The following is a 19,960-nucleotide window of genomic DNA, read 5'->3' as shown; positions in this document are numbered from 1 at the left end:
ACGGGCGCAGCCTTTGCACGCTGCGCCCAGCGCCGCACTCACGGATGTCCCTCAACACGGTTCCAACATCAGACCATGAACACGCTCCCACGCTGCTTGATGATGCTCGGTCTCTGCCTGACCGCCACCTCCGCCCTGTGTGCCTCGAAGGTCGACGTGACGTTGACCGGCAGCATCACCCCGAGTGCCTGCACGCCGGTCCTGTCGCCCAGCGGCATTGTCGACCATGGGCGGGTGCCGGCCCGCTCGCTCAATCAGTACGAGTTCACCGAACTGCCCATGCGCACGCTGGACATGAACGTCACCTGCAACCAGCCCGTGCTGTTCGTGCTGGTCGGTGTGGATAACCGTGCCGACTCTTCCGTGGGGCCAGGCTTCTATTACGGCCTGGGCAACAACGTCCATGCCCCGGCCGAACGCCTGGGTTCGGTGGCCGTGGCCATCCGCGAAGCGGTGGGCGACGGTCAGCGCGCCATTGTGCTGGCCTCCAGTAACCAGGGCCTGACGTGGTTTCCCGAAACCAACGCCTACCCGGACAACTACATGGGCTTCGCGCACCCCGGCACCCTGGTGCCGGACCCGCACAGCGTGCTCACCGCCAAGCTGGACATCAAAACATCGATCAACGCCGCCGCCTACCTGACCCTCGACCAAGAGGTGCCGCTGGACGGTTCCATCGTGCTAGACCTGAGGTATCTGTAGTCATGCTCCCCTTCCCTTGCGTTGCCAAAATAATTACACGGGTGTTCAACCTGGTTCGCTATGCCTGCCTCTACCTCGCCGCGCTGGCGCTGACGTTGTGGGGCCCCACCCTTGTGCTCGCCGATGGCATGGTGCCGGACACTTCGGTGGTGATAGTCAATGAGGCCGATGGCGAAGCCTCGGTGTCGGTGACCAACACTGACGCCAAGCTCGCCCTGCTGCACGTCACCCTCGAAGATATTCCCGAAGACCCGGCGCCCCTGCTGTTTGTCACGCCGCCATTGACACGGGTCGAGCCGTCCAAGAGCCAGTTGATACGTTTCATCCTGCAATCACCTACGCCGCTGACCACTCAGCGCTTGAAGCGGGTGATCTTCGAAGGCATGCCCCAGGGCCGCGCCGAAGGCCAGGCCGGGCATGCGCGGGTTGGCGTGACGGTGCGCCAGAACCTGCCGGTGATTCTGCACCCCAAGGGGCTCGCACCGAGTCGCACGCCCTGGACCGGCTTGGTCTGGAGCCTGAAGAACCAGCAACTGAGTGTGAATAACCCGACGCCCTACGTGGTCCGCCTGGCTCAGGAATTGACCTTGCTGCCCGGCAAAGGCTCAGCCTTGCTGCCGCGCACCTACGTGCTGCCCGGCGAGACCTTGAGCGTGGCCGCCAGCCAGGCCCAGGCCAGCACCGTGCAGATACAACCGGCCACCGTCTACGGATTTGCGGTCGCGCCTTACGAAGCACCGATCACCCTTTGATCGCAGCGCCGGCGGGCCCGATGCCGGCGCCCTGATAACGAAGTGGCCTCTCATTGAAGGCCGCCGGGAGCTCTCCCGCCACGATGGAATGGCGCGGGCCAGACTCCACTATTCGAGTACGACTTGTGAGCACAGTTATGACTGATCGCGACGGCGAAGCCGTGCCTGGTATTTCATCACCCCGGGCGCGCCAATGGCTGGCGGGCGTTGCGCTGAGCCTGGGCACCGTGCTGCCAACGGCTGCCTCCCTGGCCGATGAAGGCGCCGGCTCATTTGATCCGCAAACCCTGGCCCAACGGGGCATTGACCCGCAATTGGCCAACCTGTTGCTGGAAGCCCCGCGCTTCCCGGCCGGGCGCCACGCTCTGAACCTCACCGTAAACGGCCAGCGACGTGGTCGGGTGGACATGGTGTTCAACGGGCAAGGCGCGTTGTGTTTCAACCAGGCCCTACTGGATGCAGGCCACTTGCGCGTACCGGCCGACGATGGCGAATGCCATGCCTTTCTCGAGGCCTACCCGCAGACCGTGATCGAGCAGGATCCCGCCACCCTCAGCCTGTCGCTGGTGGTGCCCACCGATGCGCTGCGTCCGACCGTGCGCGATGTGTCCGGCTACCAGACCGGCGGGTTCGCCGGGCTGCTCAACTATGACCTGAGCGGCCTGTACAACGAATTCGGCGACGACACTAGCCGTTTCGGCTCGGCCAACACCGAGGTCGGTTTCAACGCCGGCGACTGGATCGTGCGCAGCCGCCAGGTACGCACCTGGCAAGACAAGGTGTCGCGCACCACCCACCTGGACGCCTACGCCCAGCGCACCTTCGCCGAACAGCAAGCGGTGTTCCAGGCCGGGCAGATCAACCTGTACAACCCGGTGCTGGCCGGCGCACAAATCACCGGGGCGCAGGTGCTCACCGAGACGGCCCTGCAGGACCAGAACCAAGGCGCCACCATCACCGGCATCGCCAACAGCCCGGCCCAGGTGGAGATCCGTCAGAACGGCACATTGATTCATTCCACCGTGGTGCCGGCCGGGCCGTTCTCCCTCACCGATGTACGACGCTTGAACAGCCGCTCCGATGTGGAAGTCACGGTCAAGGAAAGCAGCGGCGAGGAGCGTCGCTTCACCGTGCCTGCCGCCATGCTTGGCCTGGGCTTGCCTGCGCCGGGTTACTCGGTGGCGGCGGGGCGCGTGCGCAAGCCAGGCGCCGGTGAAGGCGCCGAACCCTGGGTAGTCAGTGGTGGCTGGAGCGGTGCGTTGCACCCGCAAGTCAGTGTGGGTGCCGGCGCGCTGGGCGCCGAAGACTATCGTGCGGTGGGCGCAAACATTGGCTGGCTGCCCTGGCAGGACAGCCAGCTCCAACTGTCCAGTCAAATCGCCCAGGCCACGCGCAATGGCAACGAACGGGGTGTACAAACCGACCTGTCGTGGTCGCAACGTCTGTCCGAGCGTTGGGCAATCACCACGGCGGGCTCCTGGCGCACCCTGGGTTACCGAGACCTGGAAGACTCCACCTACCTCACCGAAACCCGCGAGCAACGCCAGTCGCGCTACCGCGACCAACAGAGCGCGACCGCATCCTGGTCACACCCGATGCTCGGCGCATTCAGCGCCGGCATCTCGCGCTCGTCCTCGTTTACCGGTGAGAGCAGCAGCCGCGCGCTGGCGTCGTGGGGCACCAGCTTTGGGCGTGTTTCGGTGTCCGCCAGTGCAGAGTGGCAAGTGGGCGGCCGCCAGCAGAGCGATGACAGCGTGTACCTGAACATCAGCGTGCCCCTGGGCGAAAGCCGCCGCGGTCGTGCCTGGGCGCGCAATGCCGGAGGCGATCACCGCATCGGGGCCGGGGTCAGCGAACAGATCAACGACCAGTTGAGCTACCAGGCAAGCGTTGAACGCGACAGCCGTGACCGTGAGGTGGAGTCATCCATCGGTGTCTCGACGCTGCCGTATTACAGCCAGTTGGACTTCAACTACACCCGCAACAATCAGGAACGTTCCAGCTATCAAGGTGGCGCACGCGGTGGCGTGGTGTTGCACGGCGATGGGCTGACTTTTTCGCCCTACCCGGTACGCGAGACCTTTGCGCTGATGTCGGTGGGCGATATGGCCGGCATCAAGGTCAGCACCCCCAGCGGCCCGGTATGGACCGACTGGCAAGGCCAGGCCGTGGTGTCGCAGCTCAGCCCGTACGGCCGCAGCCCGGTGGAAGTGCAAACCCGCTCGTTGCCGCGCAACGCCGACATCAGCAATGGCCTGGCCGTGCTGTCGGCCGGACGTGGCGCCGTAGACAAAGTCGAGTTCGGCGTGGCGCTCACACGCCGGGCCCTGTTGAGCGTAACCGACGCCAACGGCCAGCCTCTCCCCCGCGGCGCCGCCGTCAGCACCGCCGACGGTGAGTTCGTAACCCTGATTCAGGACGGCAGCCAGGTGTTCTTGCCGGACGTATTGGACCGCCGCGAATTGTGGGTCAGCGCCCCCGGCCAGCCCCGTTGCCGCCTGGACTTCGACCTGCCCGAACGCGGCGATCCCGAGGTGTATTACGAAACCGCACCGGCACGGTGCCAACCATGAGGAACTTAACCATGGGCCTGAAACCTGCCTTGTTGTCCGCCAGCCTGTTGCTGGGCGCTAACGCCTGGGGCACGGATGAGTGCCAGTTGAACCTGAGCGAAACCGCCGTGGATTTCGGCCTGGTGAACCGGGCGGTGTCGCCGGTAGCCGTGGCCGAGCACCTATTGGGCGAACGGCGCCTGAGCCTGACGCTGAACTGCCCCACGCCCACTGACTTGAGCCTGTTCTATCGCGGGCTGGCAGCCGGCACCGAGCGCTACCAATTCACCAGCCGTGGCAGCTACAGCCTGCGGGCGAGCGACGCACTGCTCGACGGCCAGCCCGTGGAGTTGGGCCTGGTGCCCGGCAGCGGCCAGCCGCCGATGAGCAGCGCCGCAGCCCTGCGCTGGCGTCCTGAACACGGCATCGTGCCGATGCGCGCCGGCGTGCCGGTCAGCGGGCGCAGCTTGTCGTTGCAACTGGAGGTCAGCGCCTGGGCCAGGCAAGACGCCCTGCGCGTCAGCGATACCGTCACCTGGGACACCAGCGGCGTCGTCGATGCCATCCACACGGGACGCTCGCGGGAGTTGCGCCTGCAAGCCCGCTTCGCCCCTGCGGCCTGTACGCCAAGCCTGTCCAACGGCGGCACGGTGGCCTTCGGCAAGTTATCGGTGATGGATCTGAGTGTCGACAAAGAGACGGCCCTGCCCGCACGACCACTGGTGGTCAACGTGGCCTGCGACGCACCGACCGCGTTCAGCCTGCGCCTGCAGGACAACCGCCAAGGCTCGGCCACCGGCCCGGGAGACGACAGCACCTACGGCCTGGGGCTCGACGCGCAGCAACAAAAAATTGGCCGCTACCGGTTGGTCTTCGACCCTGCGCGCACCACCGCCGACAGTTTCCCCGGGCTCTACCGAACCGACTCCCCCACCGGCACCGCGCCCTGGAGCAGCGCGAGCGCCAACCCGCTGGCGATTGGCGCCAGCCGTTTCCTGGGGTTCAGCACCAGCGTCGGCAACACCAGTGGCCCCGTGCCGATTCAACAACTCAGCGCCACCACGAGCCTGGAAGCGGTGATCGCACCGCTGGGCACGCTGGACCTGGGCAGCGAAGTGCGCCTCGACGGCGCCGCCACCCTCGAACTCAACTACCTCTAGGAGCCTTCCCATGAAGCACCTTCTGATTGCCTTGGCATTCGTGTCGGGCAGCGCACACGCCGCCTCCACCGTTGACCTGGCCGTCACCGGCCTGATCACGCCCATGGCCTGCACGCCGCTGCTGTCCGGCGGCGGGCTGGTGGACTTCGGCAAGATCTCGCGCAATGACCTCAACCTCACCAACGGTACGCGCCTGCCCCACAAGTACCTGACCCTCACCGTCAACTGCAACGCGCCCGGCCGCTTCGCCCTGCGCATGCGTGACAACCGCGACGGCACGGCCCACGTCAACAGCGAGATTTTCTACGGCCTGGGGCTGGACACCAGCGGCAACAAGATCGGCGTGTACTCGGTGAGCTTCGACCCCAGGCAGACCGTGGTCGACAACCTGGCCGTGGTGTACGGCACCGAATCCACCACCGGCGGCCTGGCCTGGCGCACCGCCAACCTCAACCCCATCGATGTCGGCTCGCGCAGCCTGCTCGGTTTCACCGATGTGGTCGGCAGCACTGCCGGCCCCTCGGCCATCCAGACGCTGACCAGCACCCTGAAGCTGGAAGCCACGCTCAACGCCCGGCAAAACCTGGACCTCAGCGTGGAAACGCCGATGGACGGGTCGGCCACGTTGGAAGTTGTGTACCTGTAATTCGCGTTTTTTCCCAACCCTGTAGGAGCAATACCATGAGCATTACCCGTAACCTGTTGGTCGCCGCGTTGATGATGAGCGCAGGCCATGCGCTCGCCGCGTCCAGCGTCGACCTGAGCGTCAAAGGCACGATCACTCCAAGCGCTTGCACACCAGCCCTGGGTAATGGCGGGCAGTTTGAAGTGGGCAAGATTGCCGCCAAGGACCTCAAGGTCAACGACTACACCATTCTCAGTGACCACTTCACGCAAGTCACCGTTACCTGCGAGGCACCGACACTCATGGCTATTGAGCCAAGGGACAACCGGGCAGGTTCAGAAGCCATGGGCGAGCCGGTCTACTTTGGCCTCGGCTTGATCAATGGTGACGAAAAACTTGGCTCTCTCTCGATTCTTCTGGAGCAGGTCATGGCAGATGGTGTGGCCAGCCGTGCGATTGACTCGCTGGATGGCGGTACAACCTGGGAGCGACACTTCTCCATCGGTCCGGACCGCATCACCTCGGTTGCCAATGTCGGGACCCTTACCCCCATTCCCGTACAGGCGTTCTCCGCCAGAATGAGCCTGACCCCGATCATCGCCCCCACCAGCGGCCTGACCCTCACCGAAGAAGTGCCCATCGACGGCTCGGCCACCCTGACCGTGCGTTACCTCTGAACCTTGTCGCCAATCCCCTAGACGCTGACCAGCCGCCTGAAGCTGGAAGCCACACAACGCCCGACAGAACCTGGACGCTCAGCGTGAAAACGCCGATGGACGGGTCCGCCACGTTGGACGTTGTGTACCTGTAACACCCTGAACGATCCCTTCCCTAGATAGGAGCAACACTGTGAGCAACTCCCTGAAAACCCTGATTGCGGGCCTGATGTTCGCTGCCAGCAGCACCGGCTTCGCAGCCTCCAGCGTCGATCTGACCGTACGCGGCACTATCACTCCGAGCGCGTGCTCACCCAGCCTCGGCAACAGCGGGAGCTTCGACGTGGGCAAGATTTCCGCCAAGGATCTGAAGCCCGACCGCCCCACATGGCTGGGCGATTTTGTCACCCAATTCACCCTCACCTGTGAGGCCCCTACCCTGATTGCCATTGCGGCAAAGGACAACCGTGCGGGGTCGAACTACATGGATGAACCTTCCTATTTCGGCCTGGGGCTGATCAACGGCAACGAAAAGCTCGGCTCGATGTCGGCGCTTCTGGACAAAGTGATCGCCGATGGCGTGCCCCGCAGAGGCACCGATTCACTCGACGGGGGCAAAAGCTGGTGGTATCACGACGCGTTGGGACCGAACCGCATCACCTCGTTCTCCGACAACGCCACGTTTGCGCCGATCCCGGTGCAGTCGGTGACCGCCGAAATGATGGTGACCGTCACGATAGCCCCCGCCAACAGCCTGACCCTCACTGAAGAAGTCCCCATCGACGGTTCGGGTACGCTGACGATGTACTACCTCTAAACCTTCTGGCTGGTCACCTCGACATACAGGGCACGACCAGCCCCCAACCCGGCGATGATCGCGCCCAGGCCGATCACGCCGAACACCCAGCCGGTGGCGCCCCAGCCACCGGTCCAGTCATGCAACACACCGACCGCCAGCGGGCCCAATGAGGCCAGCGTGTACCCGATGCCCTGGGCCATGCCCGACAGGTTGGCCGCCACGTGGGAATCCCGCGAGCGCAGCACGATCAAGGTCAGCGCCAGGCTGAACGTACCGCCCTGGCCCAAGCCCAACAGAATTGCCCAGCCCCACAACCCGTCCAACGGCGCAAACAGGCAGCCAAACAGCCCGCCCAGGGTCAACAGCATCACTACCACAATGGCCAGGCGCTGGTCCTTGCCCCGGGTGGCCAGCCACGGCGCGGTCAGCGCGCTGAGCAGTTGCACGATGATCGAACCGGACAGCAGCAAGCCGGCTTCGGTGGCGCTCAAGCCGCGGCTGATCAGGATCGATGGCACCCAGCCGAACACGATGTAGGCCAGGGATGATTGCAGGCCCATGTACAAGGTCACTTGCCAGGCCAGCGGATCGCGCAGCAGCCCCTTCACCTTGTACGCCACTTGATGGGCGCCGTGCTTCTGCCCCACCTGTGGCAACCAGAACAACGCTGCGACCAGCGCGGGCACGATCCAGAACCCCAGGCCGAAGGTCCAGCTGTCGCCGAAGAAATGACTCAGCGGCACCGTGGCCCCCGCCGCCAGCGCCGCGCCCAGGCACAGTGCCATGGTGTAGACACCGGTCATGGTCCCGGCCTGTTTGGCGAAGTCACGCTTGACGATGCCCGGCAGCAGCACGCCGATGATGCCAATGCTGGCGCCGGCGATCAGGCTGCCGGTGAACAGCCCGGCCTCGCCGAACGAACTGCGCAGGATGATGCCGCCGGCCAGCGTCAGCAAAATCCCCAGCACCACCCGCTCGGCGCCAAAACGCCGGGCCAGGATCGGCGCCAATGGCGCGAACAGGCCCAGGCACATCACCGGCAAGGTGGTCAGCAGACCGGCCTTGGCTGCCGACAGGCCCAGGCTGGCCGAGACGTCATTGAGCAACGGTGACAGGCTCGACAGCGCCGGGCGCAGGTTCATCGCCACCAGGACCAGCCCCAGGATCAGCAACCAGGGGCGGCTCATGGCGGGCGGGGTGTGTTGCACCACCTCGTCGTCGGCTTCGGCGTCGATCAACAGTTCTTCGAGTTTGGTTTCAGGGTTCATTGATCAACTGCCGGCAGAGGGATTTGGCGCGTTCCGGGTCTTGGTTTTCGACGGCTTCGAGCAAGGCGATATGCAGGTCGAACACTGCCTGGCGACGCGGGGTGATGTTCAAGGTCTGACGCAACTGGGCGCCGACGATGGCGGAAAAGTACTGGTACAACTCGCTCAGGGCCGGGTTGTGCGCCGCGTCCACCAGGCGTTTATGGAAGACCAGATCGGCGCTGATGTAGGCCTCGAGGTCACCGTGATACAGCTCGCCGCTGGCTTCAAGCGCTTCGCGCAAACCGTTGAGGTCTTCCTCGGTTCGACGCAATGCCGCGAGGCTGATCGCCTCCACTTCCAGAATCTGCCGCGTCTCTTGCGCCTGCTCCAGGGTGCAGTGGGACAACGCCCGCAGCGTGCCCAGCGGGTCAGTCATCGAGCGCAGGTAACTGCCGTCGCCCTGGCGGATTTCAATCAACCCGGAAAACGCCAACACACGCATGGCCTCGCGCACGGTATTGCGGCTGATGCCCAATTCGGCGGACAGCTCAGGCTCGGTGGGCAGGCGTTCACCAATGGCCCATACGCCCTGGCTGATGCGCAGGCGCAACTGCTCCAGCGCCTGGTCGACCAGGGAGCGTTTTATCAGGGGGGCGATGTCTGTCATGAGGTTTGTACTTTCGTCCAATCATAGGATGAATTTTCCTACAGCGTATTCGGAGTTGCCTACAAAGGCAACGCACTAGGGTTTTCAGGCAGGGAAAGGAACCGAATTTTCGATTGGTAAAATTACCCTTTGAGGGTAATTATTGGACTCAGGTGTCTTATGGAAAAGTACACACCTCATTACGATTTGGCCTTGGTGAAAAAAGAGGTTGTTCGCTTGGGCTACGCAGCATTCACTGCCACCGCACGGCAGGATGCTCGAAAAATGGAGCTTAGCCCTGACCAGATGCAGCACGTGGTCTGCGCCCTTGAGCACCGCATGTTGTACAAATCAATGACGACTTATGCAGACCATCGTGTATGGCAAGACGTCTATCTGATCAAGATTTACGACACGGAGATTTACATCAAGGTCACTTACCGCCCAGGCGGTGGTCCTCCCGTAATCTCCTTCAAGGAGAAAACCCTATGAGAACCCAGCAATGCATGAGCTGCGGAACCCATGACGGAATGCAGCATTTCGAAGGTCGCACCTTTACGATCAATACAAGGGGGATGATTCGGGATATTCCCGACATTGCGGGCTGGGAGTGTAAGGTCTGCCATGAAGTTGAATTCGATCACGACGACGACAGTGCAGAGCGTTATTGCAAGGCCTCCGATCTGCTGTTGATCGACGCGCGTAAAATCATCGCCGCCGAGATGAAGCGCATCCGCCGCAAACTGCATTTGACCCAAAAAGACGCAGTGAGGCTCTTCACCGTCCGCGGACACAATGCATTCTCTCGCTACGAACGGGCTGAGATTTTTCCTCCGGAGCCGTTGCTCACATTGATGCGCCTGCTGGATAAACATCCGCACCTGCTGGCCGAGGTAGAAGCCCTTGCTGTCGGTGATGACCTGAACCGCCTGCTCATCGCGAAAGACGCGCAACAGCTCGCAGCGCAAGCCTCCTGAAAACAACAGGCAAAAATAAACCCGGCACCGGGCCGGGTTTATTTATTCACGCTTCGATCAATGCAGAATCTGGCTCAAGAACAACTTGGTCCGGTCATTCTGCGGGTTGTCGAAGAAATCATTCGGCGCCGCCTGCTCCACAATTTCGCCCTTGTCCATGAAGATCACGCGGTTGGCCACGGTGCGGGCAAAGCCCATTTCGTGGGTCACGCACAACATGGTCATGCCGTCTTCGGCCAGGCCGATCATGGTGTCGAGCACTTCCTTCACCATCTCCGGGTCGAGTGCCGAAGTCGGCTCATCGAACAGCATGATCTTCGGCTTCATGCACAGCGCGCGGGCAATCGCCACACGCTGTTGCTGGCCGCCGGACAGCTGCCCCGGAAACTTGTGGGCCTGCTCCGGGATGCGCACGCGCTCCAGGTAATGCATGGCGATTTCTTCGGCCTTGCGCTTGGGCATCTTGCGTACCCACATCGGCGCCAGCGTGCAGTTCTGCAGGATGGTCAGGTGCGGGAACAGGTTGAAGTGCTGGAACACCATGCCGACTTCACGGCGGATCGCTTCGATCTGCTTGAGGTCGTTGGTCAGCTCCACGCCATCGACCACGATGCGGCCTTGCTGGTGCTCTTCCAGGCGGTTGAGGCAGCGGATGGTGGTGGACTTGCCCGAACCCGACGGGCCACACAGCACGATACGCTCGCCCTGCTTGACGTTGAGGTTGATATCTTTCAACACGTGGAACTGGCCGTACCACTTGTTGACGCCCTGCATCTGGATAATGCCTTCAGGGCCCACAGGCTTTTTGATTGCTTCACTCATCAGAAAAACTCCTAACGCTTGTGGCCTGTGTCGAGCTTGCGTTCCAGATGCATGGAATAGCGCGACATACCAAAACAGAAAATCCAGAACACCAGGGCGGCGAACACATAGCCTTCGGTGGCCATGCCCAGCCATTTCGGGTCGGCAGCCGCTTGCTTGACGCTGTTGAGCAGGTCGAACAGGCCGATGATGATCACCAGGCTCGTGTCCTTGAACAGCGCAATAAACGTGTTGACGATGCCCGGAATCACCAGCTTCAGGGCTTGCGGCAGAATCACCAGGCCCATGCTGCGCCAGTAGCCCAGGCCCATCGCGGCGGCGGCTTCGTACTGCCCTTTGGGAATGGCTTGCAGACCACCGCGCACCACTTCGGCCACGTAGGCCGACTGGAACAGGATCACACCGATGAGCGCCCGCAGCAGCTTGTCGAAGTTCATGCCTTCGGGCAGGAACAGCGGCAGCATCACCGAGGACATGAACAGCACGGTGATCAACGGCACACCCCGCCAGAACTCGATGAACGTCACGCAGATCACACGGATCGCCGGCAGGTTCGAGCGCCGCCCCAGGGCCAGCACGATCCCCAGCGGCAACGCACCGGCAATGCCGACCGTGGCGATCACCAGGGTCAGCATCAGGCCGCCCCATTGACTGGTCGCCACGGTGCTCAGGCCGAACAGACCGCCGTGCAGCAGGAAGTACGCAATGATCGGGTACAGCACCAGGAAGCTCAGGCCGTAGACCGCCTTGCGTTGAAAACGCGAAATGAACAACGGCGCCACACCGACGATGGCCAGCCACACGGTCAGGTCCACGCGCCAGCGCAACTCGCCAGGGTAGTAGCCGTACATGAACTGCCCGAAACGCTGTTGGATGAACACCCAGCAGGCGCCCTCCTTGGTGCAGTCGGCACGGGTGGTGCCCACCCAGTTGGCATCGAGGATGGCCCAATGCAGGATCGGCGGCACCACCAGGTACACCAGGTAGATCGCCAACAGGGTCAGCAGGGTGTTGAGCCAGCTGGAGAACAGGTTGGTGCGCATCCACGCCACCGGGCCGAAGACTTTGGTCGGCGGCGGCATGTCAGGTTTGAAAGTATGTGAAGTCATGCAGGTTTCCTCACCGCTCGATCAGCGCAATGCGCTTGTTGTACCAGTTCATCAGCAGGGAAATGCTGATGCTGATCGCCAGGTACACGCTCATGGTGATGGCAATGACCTCGATGGCCTGGCCGGTCTGGTTGAGTACCGTGCCGGCAAACAGCGAAACCATTTCCGGGTAACCGATACCGGCGGCCAGCGACGAGTTTTTCGCCAGGTTCAGGTATTGGCTGGTCAGTGGCGGAATGATCACGCGCAGCGCTTGCGGGATGATGACCTTGCGCAACGTCGGGCCCGAGCGCAGGCCCAGGGAGCGCGCGGCCTCGGTCTGGCCGTGGCTGACGGACTTGATGCCCGAGCGCACGATCTCGGCGATGAATGCGGCGGTGTACACCGTAAGCGCCAGGGTCAGTGCCAGCAGCTCCGGGATCAGTACCCAGCCGCCGACAAAGTTGAAGCCCTGCAACTTGGGCATTTCCCAATGCAGCGGCGCACCGAAGATCAAGGCGCACAACGCCGGAATCACGATGAACAGCGCCAGGCCCGCCCAGAATTTGTGGAAGGGTACGCCAGTGGCATCAAACCGCTTGTTGGCCCAGCGCGCCATCAGCACGATCGCGACGATGGCCACCACCACGCTGACCACGAATGGCCAGAACCCGTCGGCGGCAATCGCTGCCGGCATGTTCAGGCCACGGCTGCTGACAAAGAAGGTGTCACCGAAGTTATGGCTGTTACGCGGCCCCGGCATGGTCAGGAACACCGCGAAATACCAGAACAGGATCTGCAGCAACGGCGGGATGTTGCGGAACACTTCCACGTACACCGTCGCCAGCTTGTTGATCATCCAGTTGGGCGACAGCCGCGCCACGCCGATGACGAACCCGAGCAGGGTCGCCAGGATCACGCCGATGAACGTCACCAGCAAGGTATTGAGCAAGCCGATCACGAAGACCCGGGCATAGCTGTCCGATTCGGTGTAGTCGATCAGGTGCTGCGCGATGCCAAAGCCGGCACTGCGCTCAAGAAAGTCGAAACCCGAGGTAATGCCCCGGTGTTGCAGGTTGGTCTGGGTGTTATTGAACAAGTACCAGCCCAGCGAGACCACTGCCACGATCGTGATGATCTGGAAGAGCCACGCACGCACTTTGGGATCGCTGAAGCTGAGCTTCTGCTTGGGTGCGCTGATTTGATTTTGCATGGATTGCCCCGAAAATAATGGAACAGAACATCACCCGGTGGCTGACCACCGGGTGACAGAACCATCAGCGATCAGCGCACAGGCGGTGCGTATTGAATGCCGCCGTTGTTCCACAGCGCGTTCAGGCCGCGGTCGATTTCCAGCGGGGTGCTCTTGCCGAGGTTTTTCTCGAAGATTTCACCGTAGTTACCCACTTGCTTGACGATCTGCACGACCCAGTCTTTCTTCACTTTCAGGTCTTTGCCGTATTCGCCGTCAGCACCCAGCAGACGGGCAACGTCCGGGTTCTTGGTGGACTTGGCTTCAGCTTCGACGTTTTTCGAAGTGATGCCGGCTTCTTCGGCGTTGAGCAGCGCGTAGCCTACCCAGCGCACGATGGCCAGCCACTCGTCGTCACCGTTACGTACCACTGGGCCCAGAGGCTCCTTGGAAATGGTTTCCGGCAGTACCACGTAGTCCTTCGGCGAGGCCAGCTTGCTGCGCTGTGCGTAGAGCTGGGACTTGTCGGAAGTCAGCACGTCGCAACGACCGGATTCCAGCGACTTGGCGCTTTCATCGGAGGTATCGAAGGTGATCGGGGTGTATTTGAGGTTGTTGGCGCGGAAGTAGTCGGAGACGTTCAGCTCGGTGGTGGTACCGGCCTGGATGCAGATGGTCGCACCGTCCAGCTCCTTGGCACTCTTCACGCCCAGCTTGTTGTTCACCAGGAAGCCAACACCGTCGAAGTAGGTGATGAAGCCCGGGAATTTCAGGCCCATGCCGGCATCGCGGGAGCTGGTCATGGTGGTGTTGCGCGACAGGATGTCAACTTCGCCGGATTGCAGCGCGGTGAAGCGCTCCTTGGCATTCAACTGGCTGAATTTGACTTTGGTCGCGTCACCGAACACGGCGGCAGCGACAGCGCGGCACACGTCAGCGTCGATCCCCAGGATCTTGCCGCTGGCATCCGGTACCGAGAAACCCGGCAGACCGTCACTCACGCCACATTGCACGAAACCTTTCTTCTGCACGGCGTCCAGGGTGGCGCCGGCATGGGCGAAACCGCTGACACCCAGCACTGCCGCCGCGGAAACGATGGCCAGGGTGGATTTCAATACCTTCATTCAAACCTCCAGTTTGCTCTTGTTGTGTCGGAGCTCGAACCCCAGCGCACCCTTTTGAGGCGGTATTGACCTGTGTTGGCTTTTTTTAGGTCAAGCGACATGAGGTTTTCGCAGTAATTCCAGTGGCTATCCCACAAGCGGCCGTCACTGATAGTGTTACCGTCACGCGATAGTTCTGACATCGAACAACACATAGCAAGGCCCGTACCAGAGTGCAGGCCGAGTCAATTCACACGGTGGTCAATAGAAAAAGATTCAACCGTGCGACATTCTCTTAACAGATAAACCTATTGCGCACCGTTCCGACGCACCCAATCGGAGCGAGCGCACTTTTATGGAGCAGACATGACCGAACCCCTGATTCTTCAGCCCGCCAAGACCGCAGACGCCTGCGTTATCTGGTTGCATGGCCTGGGTGCCGATCGCTACGACTTTCTGCCGGTGGCCGAAGCCCTGCAGGAAACCCTGTTGTCCACCCGCTTCGTTTTGCCTCAGGCACCGACCCGCCCCGTCACCATCAACGGCGGTTACGAGATGCCCAGCTGGTATGACATCAAGGCCATGAGCCCGGCCCGCTCCATCAGTCTGGAAGAGCTGGAAGTGTCGGCGAAGACCGTCACGGATCTGATCGAGGCACAGAAGAGAACCGGAATAGACGCTTCGCGGATTTTTCTCGCCGGTTTTTCCCAGGGCGGCGCGGTGGTTTTCCATACCGCGTTTTTGAATTGGGAAGGCCCTTTGGGTGGCGTGATCGCCCTCTCCACCTACGCCCCCACGTTCAGTGAAGAACTGGAATTGTCCGCCAGCCAACAACGCATTCCGACGTTGTGCCTGCACGGCCAGTACGACGATGTGGTCCAGAACGCCATGGGACGCAGCGCCTATGAGCATTTGAAACACCGTGGTGTCACCGTGACATGGCAAGACTACCCAATGGGCCACGAAGTGTTACCCGAAGAGATACGTGACATAGGTGCGTGGTTGAGCGCTCGCCTGGGCTGAAACCCGCGTTTATGTAGCCAACTGACAGACACACTACGCCGCGCCCGATTCTTGCATTACACTGGCCGGCGTACATTCCTTAACCAATTAATGAGATCACCGTGCTCAAAGCACTCAAGAAGATGTTCGGTAAAAGCGAGGCTGAGCCGCTCGCGCCTGTTCCCAGTGCCCCTGTCCCCACGCCCGGCAGCCGCAATGACGGTAAACAGCCAGGCCGGACCGCACCTGCCGCCGAGCCCGCGAAGCCGCCGACGACCGCGCCCGAACAGGCCAAGCCAGCGCAAGCCGCCCCCGCACCGGCTGCCAAGCCACGCCGGGAACGCGCACCCAAGCCACCGGCCAAACCCTGGAAGCTCGAAGAGTTCGTCGTCGAACCCCAGGAAGGCAAGACCCGCTTCCACGACTTCAAACTTGCCCCGGAACTGATGCACGCCATCCAGGACCTGGGGTTCCCGTATTGCACCCCGATCCAGGCCCAGGTGCTGGGCTTTACCCTCGCGGGCAAAGATGCCATCGGTCGCGCCCAGACCGGTACCGGCAAGACCGCCGCGTTCCTGATCTCGACCATCACTCAGCTGCTGCAGACGCCACCGCCGAAAGAGCGCTACATGGGTGAGCCCCGCGCGCTGATCATCGCGCCCACTCGGGAGTTGGTGGTGCAGATCGCCAAGGACGCCGCCGACCTCACCAAGTACACCGGCCTCAACGTGATGACGTTCGTGGGCGGCATGGACTTCGACAAGCAACTCAAGCACCTGGAAGCGCGTCACTGCGACATCCTGGTGGCCACGCCGGGCCGTCTGCTCGACTTCAACCAGCGCGGCGACGTGCACCTGGACATGGTCGAAGTGATGGTGCTGGACGAAGCCGACCGCATGCTCGACATGGGCTTCATCCCGCAAGTGCGCCAGATCATTCGCCAGACGCCACCAAAAAGCGAACGCCAGACCCTGCTGTTTTCCGCAACCTTCACCGATGACGTGATGAACCTGGCCCGCCAGTGGACCACCGACCCGGCCATCGTGGAGATCGAGGCGGAAAACGTCGCCAGCGAGAACGTCGAACAACACATCTATGCCGTCGCCGGTGCCGACAAGTACAAGCTGCTCTACAACCTGGTCAACGACAACGGCTGGGAGCGCGTGATGGTGTTCGCCAACCGCAAGGACGAAGTGCGCCGCATCGAGGAACGCCTGGTGCGCGACGGTGTGAACGCCGCGCAGCTGTCCGGTGACGTACCGCAACACAAGCGGATCAAGACCCTGGAAGGCTTCCGCGAAGGCAAGATCCGTGTGCTGGTGGCCACCGATGTGGCCGGCCGCGGCATTCACATCGACGGCATCAGCCACGTGATCAACTTCACCCTGCCGGAAGTGCCGGACGACTACGTGCACCGCATTGGCCGTACCGGTCGCGCGGGCGCCGCAGGCGTGTCCATCAGCTTTGCCGGTGAAGATGACTCGTACCAGTTGCCGTCGATCGAAGCGCTGCTGGGCCGCAAGATCAGCTGTGAAACGCCGCCGACGCACCTGTTGCGCGCCGTGGAGCGCAAACGCCCTCAAGGCTGAAAGCAGTAGACGTGTGGGAGCTGGCTTGTCGGGCCGCCTGAGCCACCGCTTTCGCAGCCTCGCCGGGGCTCGACAGCTCCCACAGAGGACTGCAGTGTCTGGAAAGCCCCTGTCAACAGCACCATCATGCCGGGCACTTTGCTGACCTGCGATAGAGATCCAATGTGGGAGCTGGCTTGCCTGCGATAGCATCACTGCGGTGTCACTGACACACCGGGGTGTTTGAATCACAGGCAAGTCAGCTCCCACAGAGGACTGCAGTGTCTGGAAAGCCCCTGTCAACAGCGCCATCATGCCGGGCACTTTGCTGACCTGCGATAGAGATCCAATGTGGGAGCTGGCTTGCCTGCGATAGCATCACTGCGGTGTCACTGACACACCGGGGTGTTTGAATCACAGGCAAGTCAGCTCCCACAGAGGACTGCAGTGTCTGGAAAGCCCCTGTCAACAGCGCCATCATGCCGGGCACTTTGCTGACCTGCGATAGAGATCCAATGTGGGAGCTGGCTTGCCTGCGATAGCATCACTGCGGTGTCACTGACACACCGGGGTGTTTGAATCACAGGCAAGTCAGGTCTCACACTTGTTTGGCGGTGCTTTGAAATGAGGATTCCAGGAGGAACCATGAATCACGCCGACTACATCATCATCGGCGGCGGCATTGCCGGTGCATCCGCCGGCTACTGGCTGTCGCAGCACGCACGCGTCATCGTGCTGGAGCGTGAATCGATACCGGGCTATCACTCCACCGGGCGCTCGGCAGCACTGTACATCGCCGCCTACGGTACGCCCCAGGTGCGCGCCCTGACCCTAGGCAGCCGTGCCTTCTTCGACCAACCGCCCGCCGGGTTCAGTGAACACCCCTTGCTCACGCCACGGGGCGAGCTGCTGGTGGACTTCATCGGCGACCGCGATGAGTTGCAGCGCCAGTACCTGAACATCCGCGCGATGGCGCCCGAGGCCAGCCTGCTCGACGCCGATGAAGCCATGACGATGATGCCGATCCTGCGCCCGGAGAAGATCCACGGCGCGATCTTTGATCCCACCGTCTGCGACATCGACACCGACGCCGTGTACCAAGGCTACCTGCGTGGCATTCGCCGCAACGGCGGAGAGATCCATACCGACAGCGAAGTGCGGCAACTGACGCGTGACAGTCAGGGCGTATGGCATGTCGAGACGTCGCAACAGCCGTTCGGCGCACCGGTCATCCTCAACGCCGCCGGCGCCTGGGCCGATCGCATCGGCGCCCTGGCCGGCTCACGTGGAATCGGCCTGCAACCCAAGCGCCGCAGCGCCTTCACCTTTCCTCCGCCGCCCGATGTGGACATTCGGAACTGGCCCGAACTGGCAGCGCTGGACGGCTCGTTCTACATGAAACCTGACGCCGGCATGTTCCTCGGCTCGCCCGCCAACGCCGACCCGGTAGCCCCCCATGACGTACAGCCCGAAGAGCTGGACATCGCCATGGGTATTTATCAGATCGAAGAAGCCACCACCCTGACCATTCGCCGCCCGACCCGTACCTGGGCGGGGTTGCGCAGTTTCGTCCGCGATGGCGACCTGGTGTGCGGGTTCGATCCACACGTGGAGGGCCTGTTCTGGATCGCCGCCCAGGGCGGTTACGGCATCCAGACCTCACCGGCCATGGGCCAGGCCAGCGCGGCGCTGGTGCGCGGTGAGCCATTGCCCGGCGCGTTGGGCGCACTGGGCTTGACCGAGGCAATGCTCTCTCCCGGGCGACTGGGGTAGTTACTTCCAGCGATCCGCGGCAGCGTGATCACTGTCGCGCCCTTCGACCCAGCGCGGGCCTTCGGGGGTGATTTCCTTCTTCCAGAACGGCGCGCGAGTCTTCAAATAATCCATCACGAAGGCGCAGGCATCGAACGCCGCCTGGCGATGAGCACTGGCGGCGCCGACAAACACGATGGGCTCGCCCGGCTCCAGGGCGCCGATGCGGTGCAGCACGTCCAGCTTGAGCAAGGGCCAGCGCTGCTCGGCTTCGACGGCGATTTTGGCCAGGGCCTTTTCGGTCATGCCGGGATAATGCTCGAGGAACATCCCCGCCACGTCGCGACCGTCGTTGAAGTCGCGCACATAGCCAACAAAACTCACCACCGCGCCCACGCCGACATTCGCCGCGTGCATCGCGTTGACCTCCGCACCTGGGTCGAACGCCTGGATCTGCACCCGAATGGCCATGGTCAGCCTCCGGTCACGGGCGGGAAGAACGCCACTTCGTCGCCGGCGAGCAGTGGCTCATCCAGGCCGCACAGCTCCTGGTTGCGCGCGCACATCAGGCTGGTCTCGTTCAGCACCTGGAAATCCGGGTCACTGGCCAGCGCCAGGCGTACCGCATCGACGGTGGCGAATTCGCCCTCCATCTCCAAAGAATCCAAACCGATGGCTTCGCTGTAACGCGCAAAAAACAATACGTTGATGCTCATGGCTGGTCCGCCTTGAAGTGTCCGCTCTTGCCGCCAAGCTTTTCCAGCAGGCGAATGGTTTCGATGGTCATGCCACGGTCCACGGCCTTGCACATGTCGTAGATCGTCAGTGCCGCGACGCTGGCCGCGGTCAGGGCTTCCATCTCCACGCCGGTCTGGCCGGACAATTTGCAGCGCGCCAGGATGTGCACGGCATCGGCCCCGTCGGCACTGAGTTCGACTTTCACGCCAGTCAGCATCAGCGGGTGGCACAGGGGAATCAGGTCACTGGTTTTCTTGGCGGCCTGGATACCGGCAATGCGCGCCACGGCGAACACGTCGCCCTTGGGATGGGCGCCGTCGACGATCATTTTCAGGGTCTCGGGCAGCATGCGCACGCGCGCTTCGGCCACCGCCTCACGGAACGTCACGGCCTTGTCGGTGACGTCGACCATGTGGGCGCGTCCTTGGGAATCGAGATGGGTCAGCACAGCGGTACTCCTGATCAGGAGCGCCGATTGTAAACCCGATGGTCAGATTGCACACGTTCAAGTCGGGGCCTGAGCGTGGATAGCCAATAGCCACAACTTGGGGTTGATCAGTGTCGCGAATACAACCC

The 19,960-nt window shown here is 62.4% G+C and carries 21 protein-coding genes; 12 read left to right on the top strand and 9 right to left on the bottom strand.

The genetic code is table 11. From position 1 onward, the window contains the following. The first annotated feature begins 75 nt into the window (after window positions 1–75). The 7 genes from ACW9IN_RS17690 (at window position 76) to ACW9IN_RS17660 (ending at window position 7,264) form a co-directional block, all read left to right on the top strand. Complete coding sequence (locus ACW9IN_RS17690) at window positions 76–702, top strand: DUF1120 domain-containing protein (RefSeq protein ID WP_457367096.1); 627 nt, start codon at window positions 76–78, stop codon at window positions 700–702. Window positions 703–743: 41 nt separating this feature from the next. Next, on the top strand, window positions 744–1,454 hold the full coding sequence (locus ACW9IN_RS17685; RefSeq protein ID WP_457367095.1) for a fimbria/pilus chaperone family protein: 711 nt from the start codon (window positions 744–746) through the stop codon (window positions 1,452–1,454). A gap of 137 nt (window positions 1,455–1,591) precedes the next feature. Next, window positions 1,592–4,027, top strand: a complete 2,436-nt coding sequence (locus ACW9IN_RS17680; protein ID WP_457367094.1) for a fimbria/pilus outer membrane usher protein — start codon at window positions 1,592–1,594, stop codon at window positions 4,025–4,027. Window positions 4,028–4,038: 11 nt separating this feature from the next. Beyond that, the gene (locus ACW9IN_RS17675; protein ID WP_457367093.1) at window positions 4,039–5,166 is read left to right on the top strand and encodes a DUF1120 domain-containing protein; all 1,128 of its coding nucleotides are present in this window, start codon (window positions 4,039–4,041) and stop codon (window positions 5,164–5,166) included. A gap of 10 nt (window positions 5,167–5,176) precedes the next feature. Beyond that, window positions 5,177–5,812: a DUF1120 domain-containing protein gene (locus ACW9IN_RS17670; protein ID WP_176994980.1), complete on the top strand. Its 636-nt coding sequence runs from the start codon at window positions 5,177–5,179 to the stop codon at window positions 5,810–5,812. 35 nt (window positions 5,813–5,847) lie between these two features. Beyond that, window positions 5,848–6,468, top strand: coding sequence for a DUF1120 domain-containing protein (locus ACW9IN_RS17665; protein ID WP_457367092.1), 621 nt, complete (start codon window positions 5,848–5,850; stop codon window positions 6,466–6,468). A 172-nt stretch (window positions 6,469–6,640) separates the two neighbouring features. Continuing rightward, window positions 6,641–7,264 carry a DUF1120 domain-containing protein gene (locus ACW9IN_RS17660; RefSeq protein WP_457367091.1) on the top strand — a complete coding sequence of 208 codons (624 nt, stop codon included), beginning with the start codon at window positions 6,641–6,643 and terminating at the stop codon, window positions 7,262–7,264. Here ACW9IN_RS17660 and ACW9IN_RS17655 read toward each other — a convergent pair. Further along, window positions 7,261–8,514 carry a CynX/NimT family MFS transporter gene (locus ACW9IN_RS17655; RefSeq protein ID WP_457367090.1) on the bottom strand — a complete coding sequence of 418 codons (1,254 nt, stop codon included), beginning with the start codon at window positions 8,512–8,514 and terminating at the stop codon, window positions 7,261–7,263. The two genes, ACW9IN_RS17660 and ACW9IN_RS17655, sit on opposite strands and share 4 nt — an antisense overlap. Further along, a complete protein-coding gene (locus ACW9IN_RS17650; RefSeq protein WP_457367089.1) occupies window positions 8,504–9,163 on the bottom strand; it encodes a FadR/GntR family transcriptional regulator in 660 nt (219 codons plus the stop codon). The genes ACW9IN_RS17655 and ACW9IN_RS17650 overlap by 11 nt, the downstream gene beginning before the upstream one ends. A 159-nt stretch (window positions 9,164–9,322) precedes the next feature. Here ACW9IN_RS17650 and ACW9IN_RS17645 point away from each other — a divergent pair, with 159 nt between their 5' ends. Next, window positions 9,323–9,634: a type II toxin-antitoxin system MqsR family toxin gene (locus tag ACW9IN_RS17645; RefSeq protein WP_457367088.1), complete on the top strand. Its 312-nt coding sequence runs from the start codon at window positions 9,323–9,325 to the stop codon at window positions 9,632–9,634. Continuing rightward, window positions 9,631–10,119, top strand: coding sequence for a type II toxin-antitoxin system MqsA family antitoxin (locus ACW9IN_RS17640; protein WP_457367087.1), 489 nt, complete (start codon window positions 9,631–9,633; stop codon window positions 10,117–10,119). The genes ACW9IN_RS17645 and ACW9IN_RS17640 overlap by 4 nt, the downstream gene beginning before the upstream one ends. Window positions 10,120–10,176: 57 nt before the next feature. Here the strand turns inward: ACW9IN_RS17640 and ACW9IN_RS17635 are convergent, their stop codons facing one another. The 4 genes from ACW9IN_RS17635 to ACW9IN_RS17620 all read right to left on the bottom strand — a co-directional run bounded on the left by ACW9IN_RS17635 (window position 10,177) and on the right by ACW9IN_RS17620 (window position 14,345). Then, window positions 10,177–10,941, bottom strand: a complete 765-nt coding sequence (locus tag ACW9IN_RS17635; protein WP_003221897.1) for an amino acid ABC transporter ATP-binding protein — start codon at window positions 10,939–10,941, stop codon at window positions 10,177–10,179. Window positions 10,942–10,952: 11 nt separating this feature from the next. After that, window positions 10,953–12,050, bottom strand: a complete 1,098-nt coding sequence (locus ACW9IN_RS17630; RefSeq protein ID WP_457367086.1) for an amino acid ABC transporter permease — start codon at window positions 12,048–12,050, stop codon at window positions 10,953–10,955. Window positions 12,051–12,060: 10 nt separating this feature from the next. Next, window positions 12,061–13,242 carry an amino acid ABC transporter permease gene (locus ACW9IN_RS17625; RefSeq protein WP_457367085.1) on the bottom strand — a complete coding sequence of 394 codons (1,182 nt, stop codon included), beginning with the start codon at window positions 13,240–13,242 and terminating at the stop codon, window positions 12,061–12,063. Window positions 13,243–13,313: 71 nt separating this feature from the next. Continuing rightward, a complete protein-coding gene (locus ACW9IN_RS17620) occupies window positions 13,314–14,345 on the bottom strand; it encodes an amino acid ABC transporter substrate-binding protein (RefSeq protein WP_457367084.1) in 1,032 nt (343 codons plus the stop codon). A 345-nt stretch (window positions 14,346–14,690) separates the two neighbouring features. Here ACW9IN_RS17620 and ACW9IN_RS17615 point away from each other — a divergent pair, with 345 nt between their 5' ends. The 3 genes from ACW9IN_RS17615 (at window position 14,691) to ACW9IN_RS17605 (ending at window position 18,667) form a co-directional block, all read left to right on the top strand. Continuing rightward, window positions 14,691–15,347 (top strand): alpha/beta hydrolase, encoded by a 657-nt coding sequence (locus ACW9IN_RS17615; RefSeq protein ID WP_457367083.1) that lies wholly within the window; start codon window positions 14,691–14,693, stop codon window positions 15,345–15,347. 95 nt (window positions 15,348–15,442) lie between these two features. Next, window positions 15,443–16,915, top strand: coding sequence for an ATP-dependent RNA helicase RhlB (rhlB, locus tag ACW9IN_RS17610; RefSeq protein ID WP_457367124.1), 1,473 nt, complete (start codon window positions 15,443–15,445; stop codon window positions 16,913–16,915). A gap of 624 nt (window positions 16,916–17,539) precedes the next feature. Further along, window positions 17,540–18,667, top strand: coding sequence for an NAD(P)/FAD-dependent oxidoreductase (locus tag ACW9IN_RS17605; RefSeq protein WP_457367082.1), 1,128 nt, complete (start codon window positions 17,540–17,542; stop codon window positions 18,665–18,667). Here ACW9IN_RS17605 and moaE read toward each other — a convergent pair whose 3' ends face one another. Genes moaE through moaC form a run of 3 tightly spaced genes read right to left on the bottom strand, consistent with a single transcriptional unit; the run spans window position 18,668 to window position 19,832 of the window. After that, window positions 18,668–19,117: a molybdopterin synthase catalytic subunit MoaE gene (moaE, locus tag ACW9IN_RS17600; protein WP_457367081.1), complete on the bottom strand. Its 450-nt coding sequence runs from the start codon at window positions 19,115–19,117 to the stop codon at window positions 18,668–18,670. Window positions 19,118–19,119: 2 nt separating this feature from the next. After that, a complete protein-coding gene (locus ACW9IN_RS17595; RefSeq protein WP_457367080.1) occupies window positions 19,120–19,362 on the bottom strand; it encodes a MoaD/ThiS family protein in 243 nt (80 codons plus the stop codon). Next, a complete protein-coding gene (gene moaC / locus ACW9IN_RS17590; RefSeq protein ID WP_457367079.1) occupies window positions 19,359–19,832 on the bottom strand; it encodes a cyclic pyranopterin monophosphate synthase MoaC in 474 nt (157 codons plus the stop codon). The genes ACW9IN_RS17595 and moaC overlap by 4 nt, the downstream gene beginning before the upstream one ends. Window positions 19,833–19,960: the final 128 nt, after the last annotated feature.

The organism is Pseudomonas sp. SDO5271_S396, from assembly GCF_054071795.1.
This window is presented reverse-complemented; position numbering and strand designations above follow the sequence as displayed.

Bases quoted from the DNA above. Each gene is read 5' to 3' on its own strand.
- ACW9IN_RS17680 (WP_457367094.1), top strand. From the start codon at position 1,592: ATGACTGATCGCGACGGCGAAGCCGTGCCTGGTATTTCATCACCCCGG.
- ACW9IN_RS17650 (WP_457367089.1), bottom strand. From the start codon at position 9,163: ATGACAGACATCGCCCCCCTGATAAAACGCTCCCTGGTCGACCAGGCG.
- ACW9IN_RS17625 (WP_457367085.1), bottom strand. From the start codon at position 13,242: ATGCAAAATCAAATCAGCGCACCCAAGCAGAAGCTCAGCTTCAGCGAT.
- ACW9IN_RS17615 (WP_457367083.1), top strand. From the start codon at position 14,691: ATGACCGAACCCCTGATTCTTCAGCCCGCCAAGACCGCAGACGCCTGC.
- ACW9IN_RS17670 (WP_176994980.1), top strand. From the start codon at position 5,177: ATGAAGCACCTTCTGATTGCCTTGGCATTCGTGTCGGGCAGCGCACAC.
- ACW9IN_RS17605 (WP_457367082.1), top strand. From the start codon at position 17,540: ATGAATCACGCCGACTACATCATCATCGGCGGCGGCATTGCCGGTGCA.
- ACW9IN_RS17595 (WP_457367080.1), bottom strand. From the start codon at position 19,362: ATGAGCATCAACGTATTGTTTTTTGCGCGTTACAGCGAAGCCATCGGT.
- ACW9IN_RS17675 (WP_457367093.1), top strand. From the start codon at position 4,039: ATGGGCCTGAAACCTGCCTTGTTGTCCGCCAGCCTGTTGCTGGGCGCT.
- ACW9IN_RS17640 (WP_457367087.1), top strand. From the start codon at position 9,631: ATGAGAACCCAGCAATGCATGAGCTGCGGAACCCATGACGGAATGCAG.
- moaE (WP_457367081.1), bottom strand. From the start codon at position 19,117: ATGGCCATTCGGGTGCAGATCCAGGCGTTCGACCCAGGTGCGGAGGTC.
- ACW9IN_RS17690 (WP_457367096.1), top strand. From the start codon at position 76: ATGAACACGCTCCCACGCTGCTTGATGATGCTCGGTCTCTGCCTGACC.
- ACW9IN_RS17645 (WP_457367088.1), top strand. From the start codon at position 9,323: ATGGAAAAGTACACACCTCATTACGATTTGGCCTTGGTGAAAAAAGAG.
- ACW9IN_RS17665 (WP_457367092.1), top strand. From the start codon at position 5,848: ATGAGCATTACCCGTAACCTGTTGGTCGCCGCGTTGATGATGAGCGCA.
- ACW9IN_RS17635 (WP_003221897.1), bottom strand. From the start codon at position 10,941: ATGAGTGAAGCAATCAAAAAGCCTGTGGGCCCTGAAGGCATTATCCAG.
- ACW9IN_RS17620 (WP_457367084.1), bottom strand. From the start codon at position 14,345: ATGAAGGTATTGAAATCCACCCTGGCCATCGTTTCCGCGGCGGCAGTG.
- ACW9IN_RS17655 (WP_457367090.1), bottom strand. From the start codon at position 8,514: ATGAACCCTGAAACCAAACTCGAAGAACTGTTGATCGACGCCGAAGCC.
- ACW9IN_RS17630 (WP_457367086.1), bottom strand. From the start codon at position 12,050: ATGACTTCACATACTTTCAAACCTGACATGCCGCCGCCGACCAAAGTC.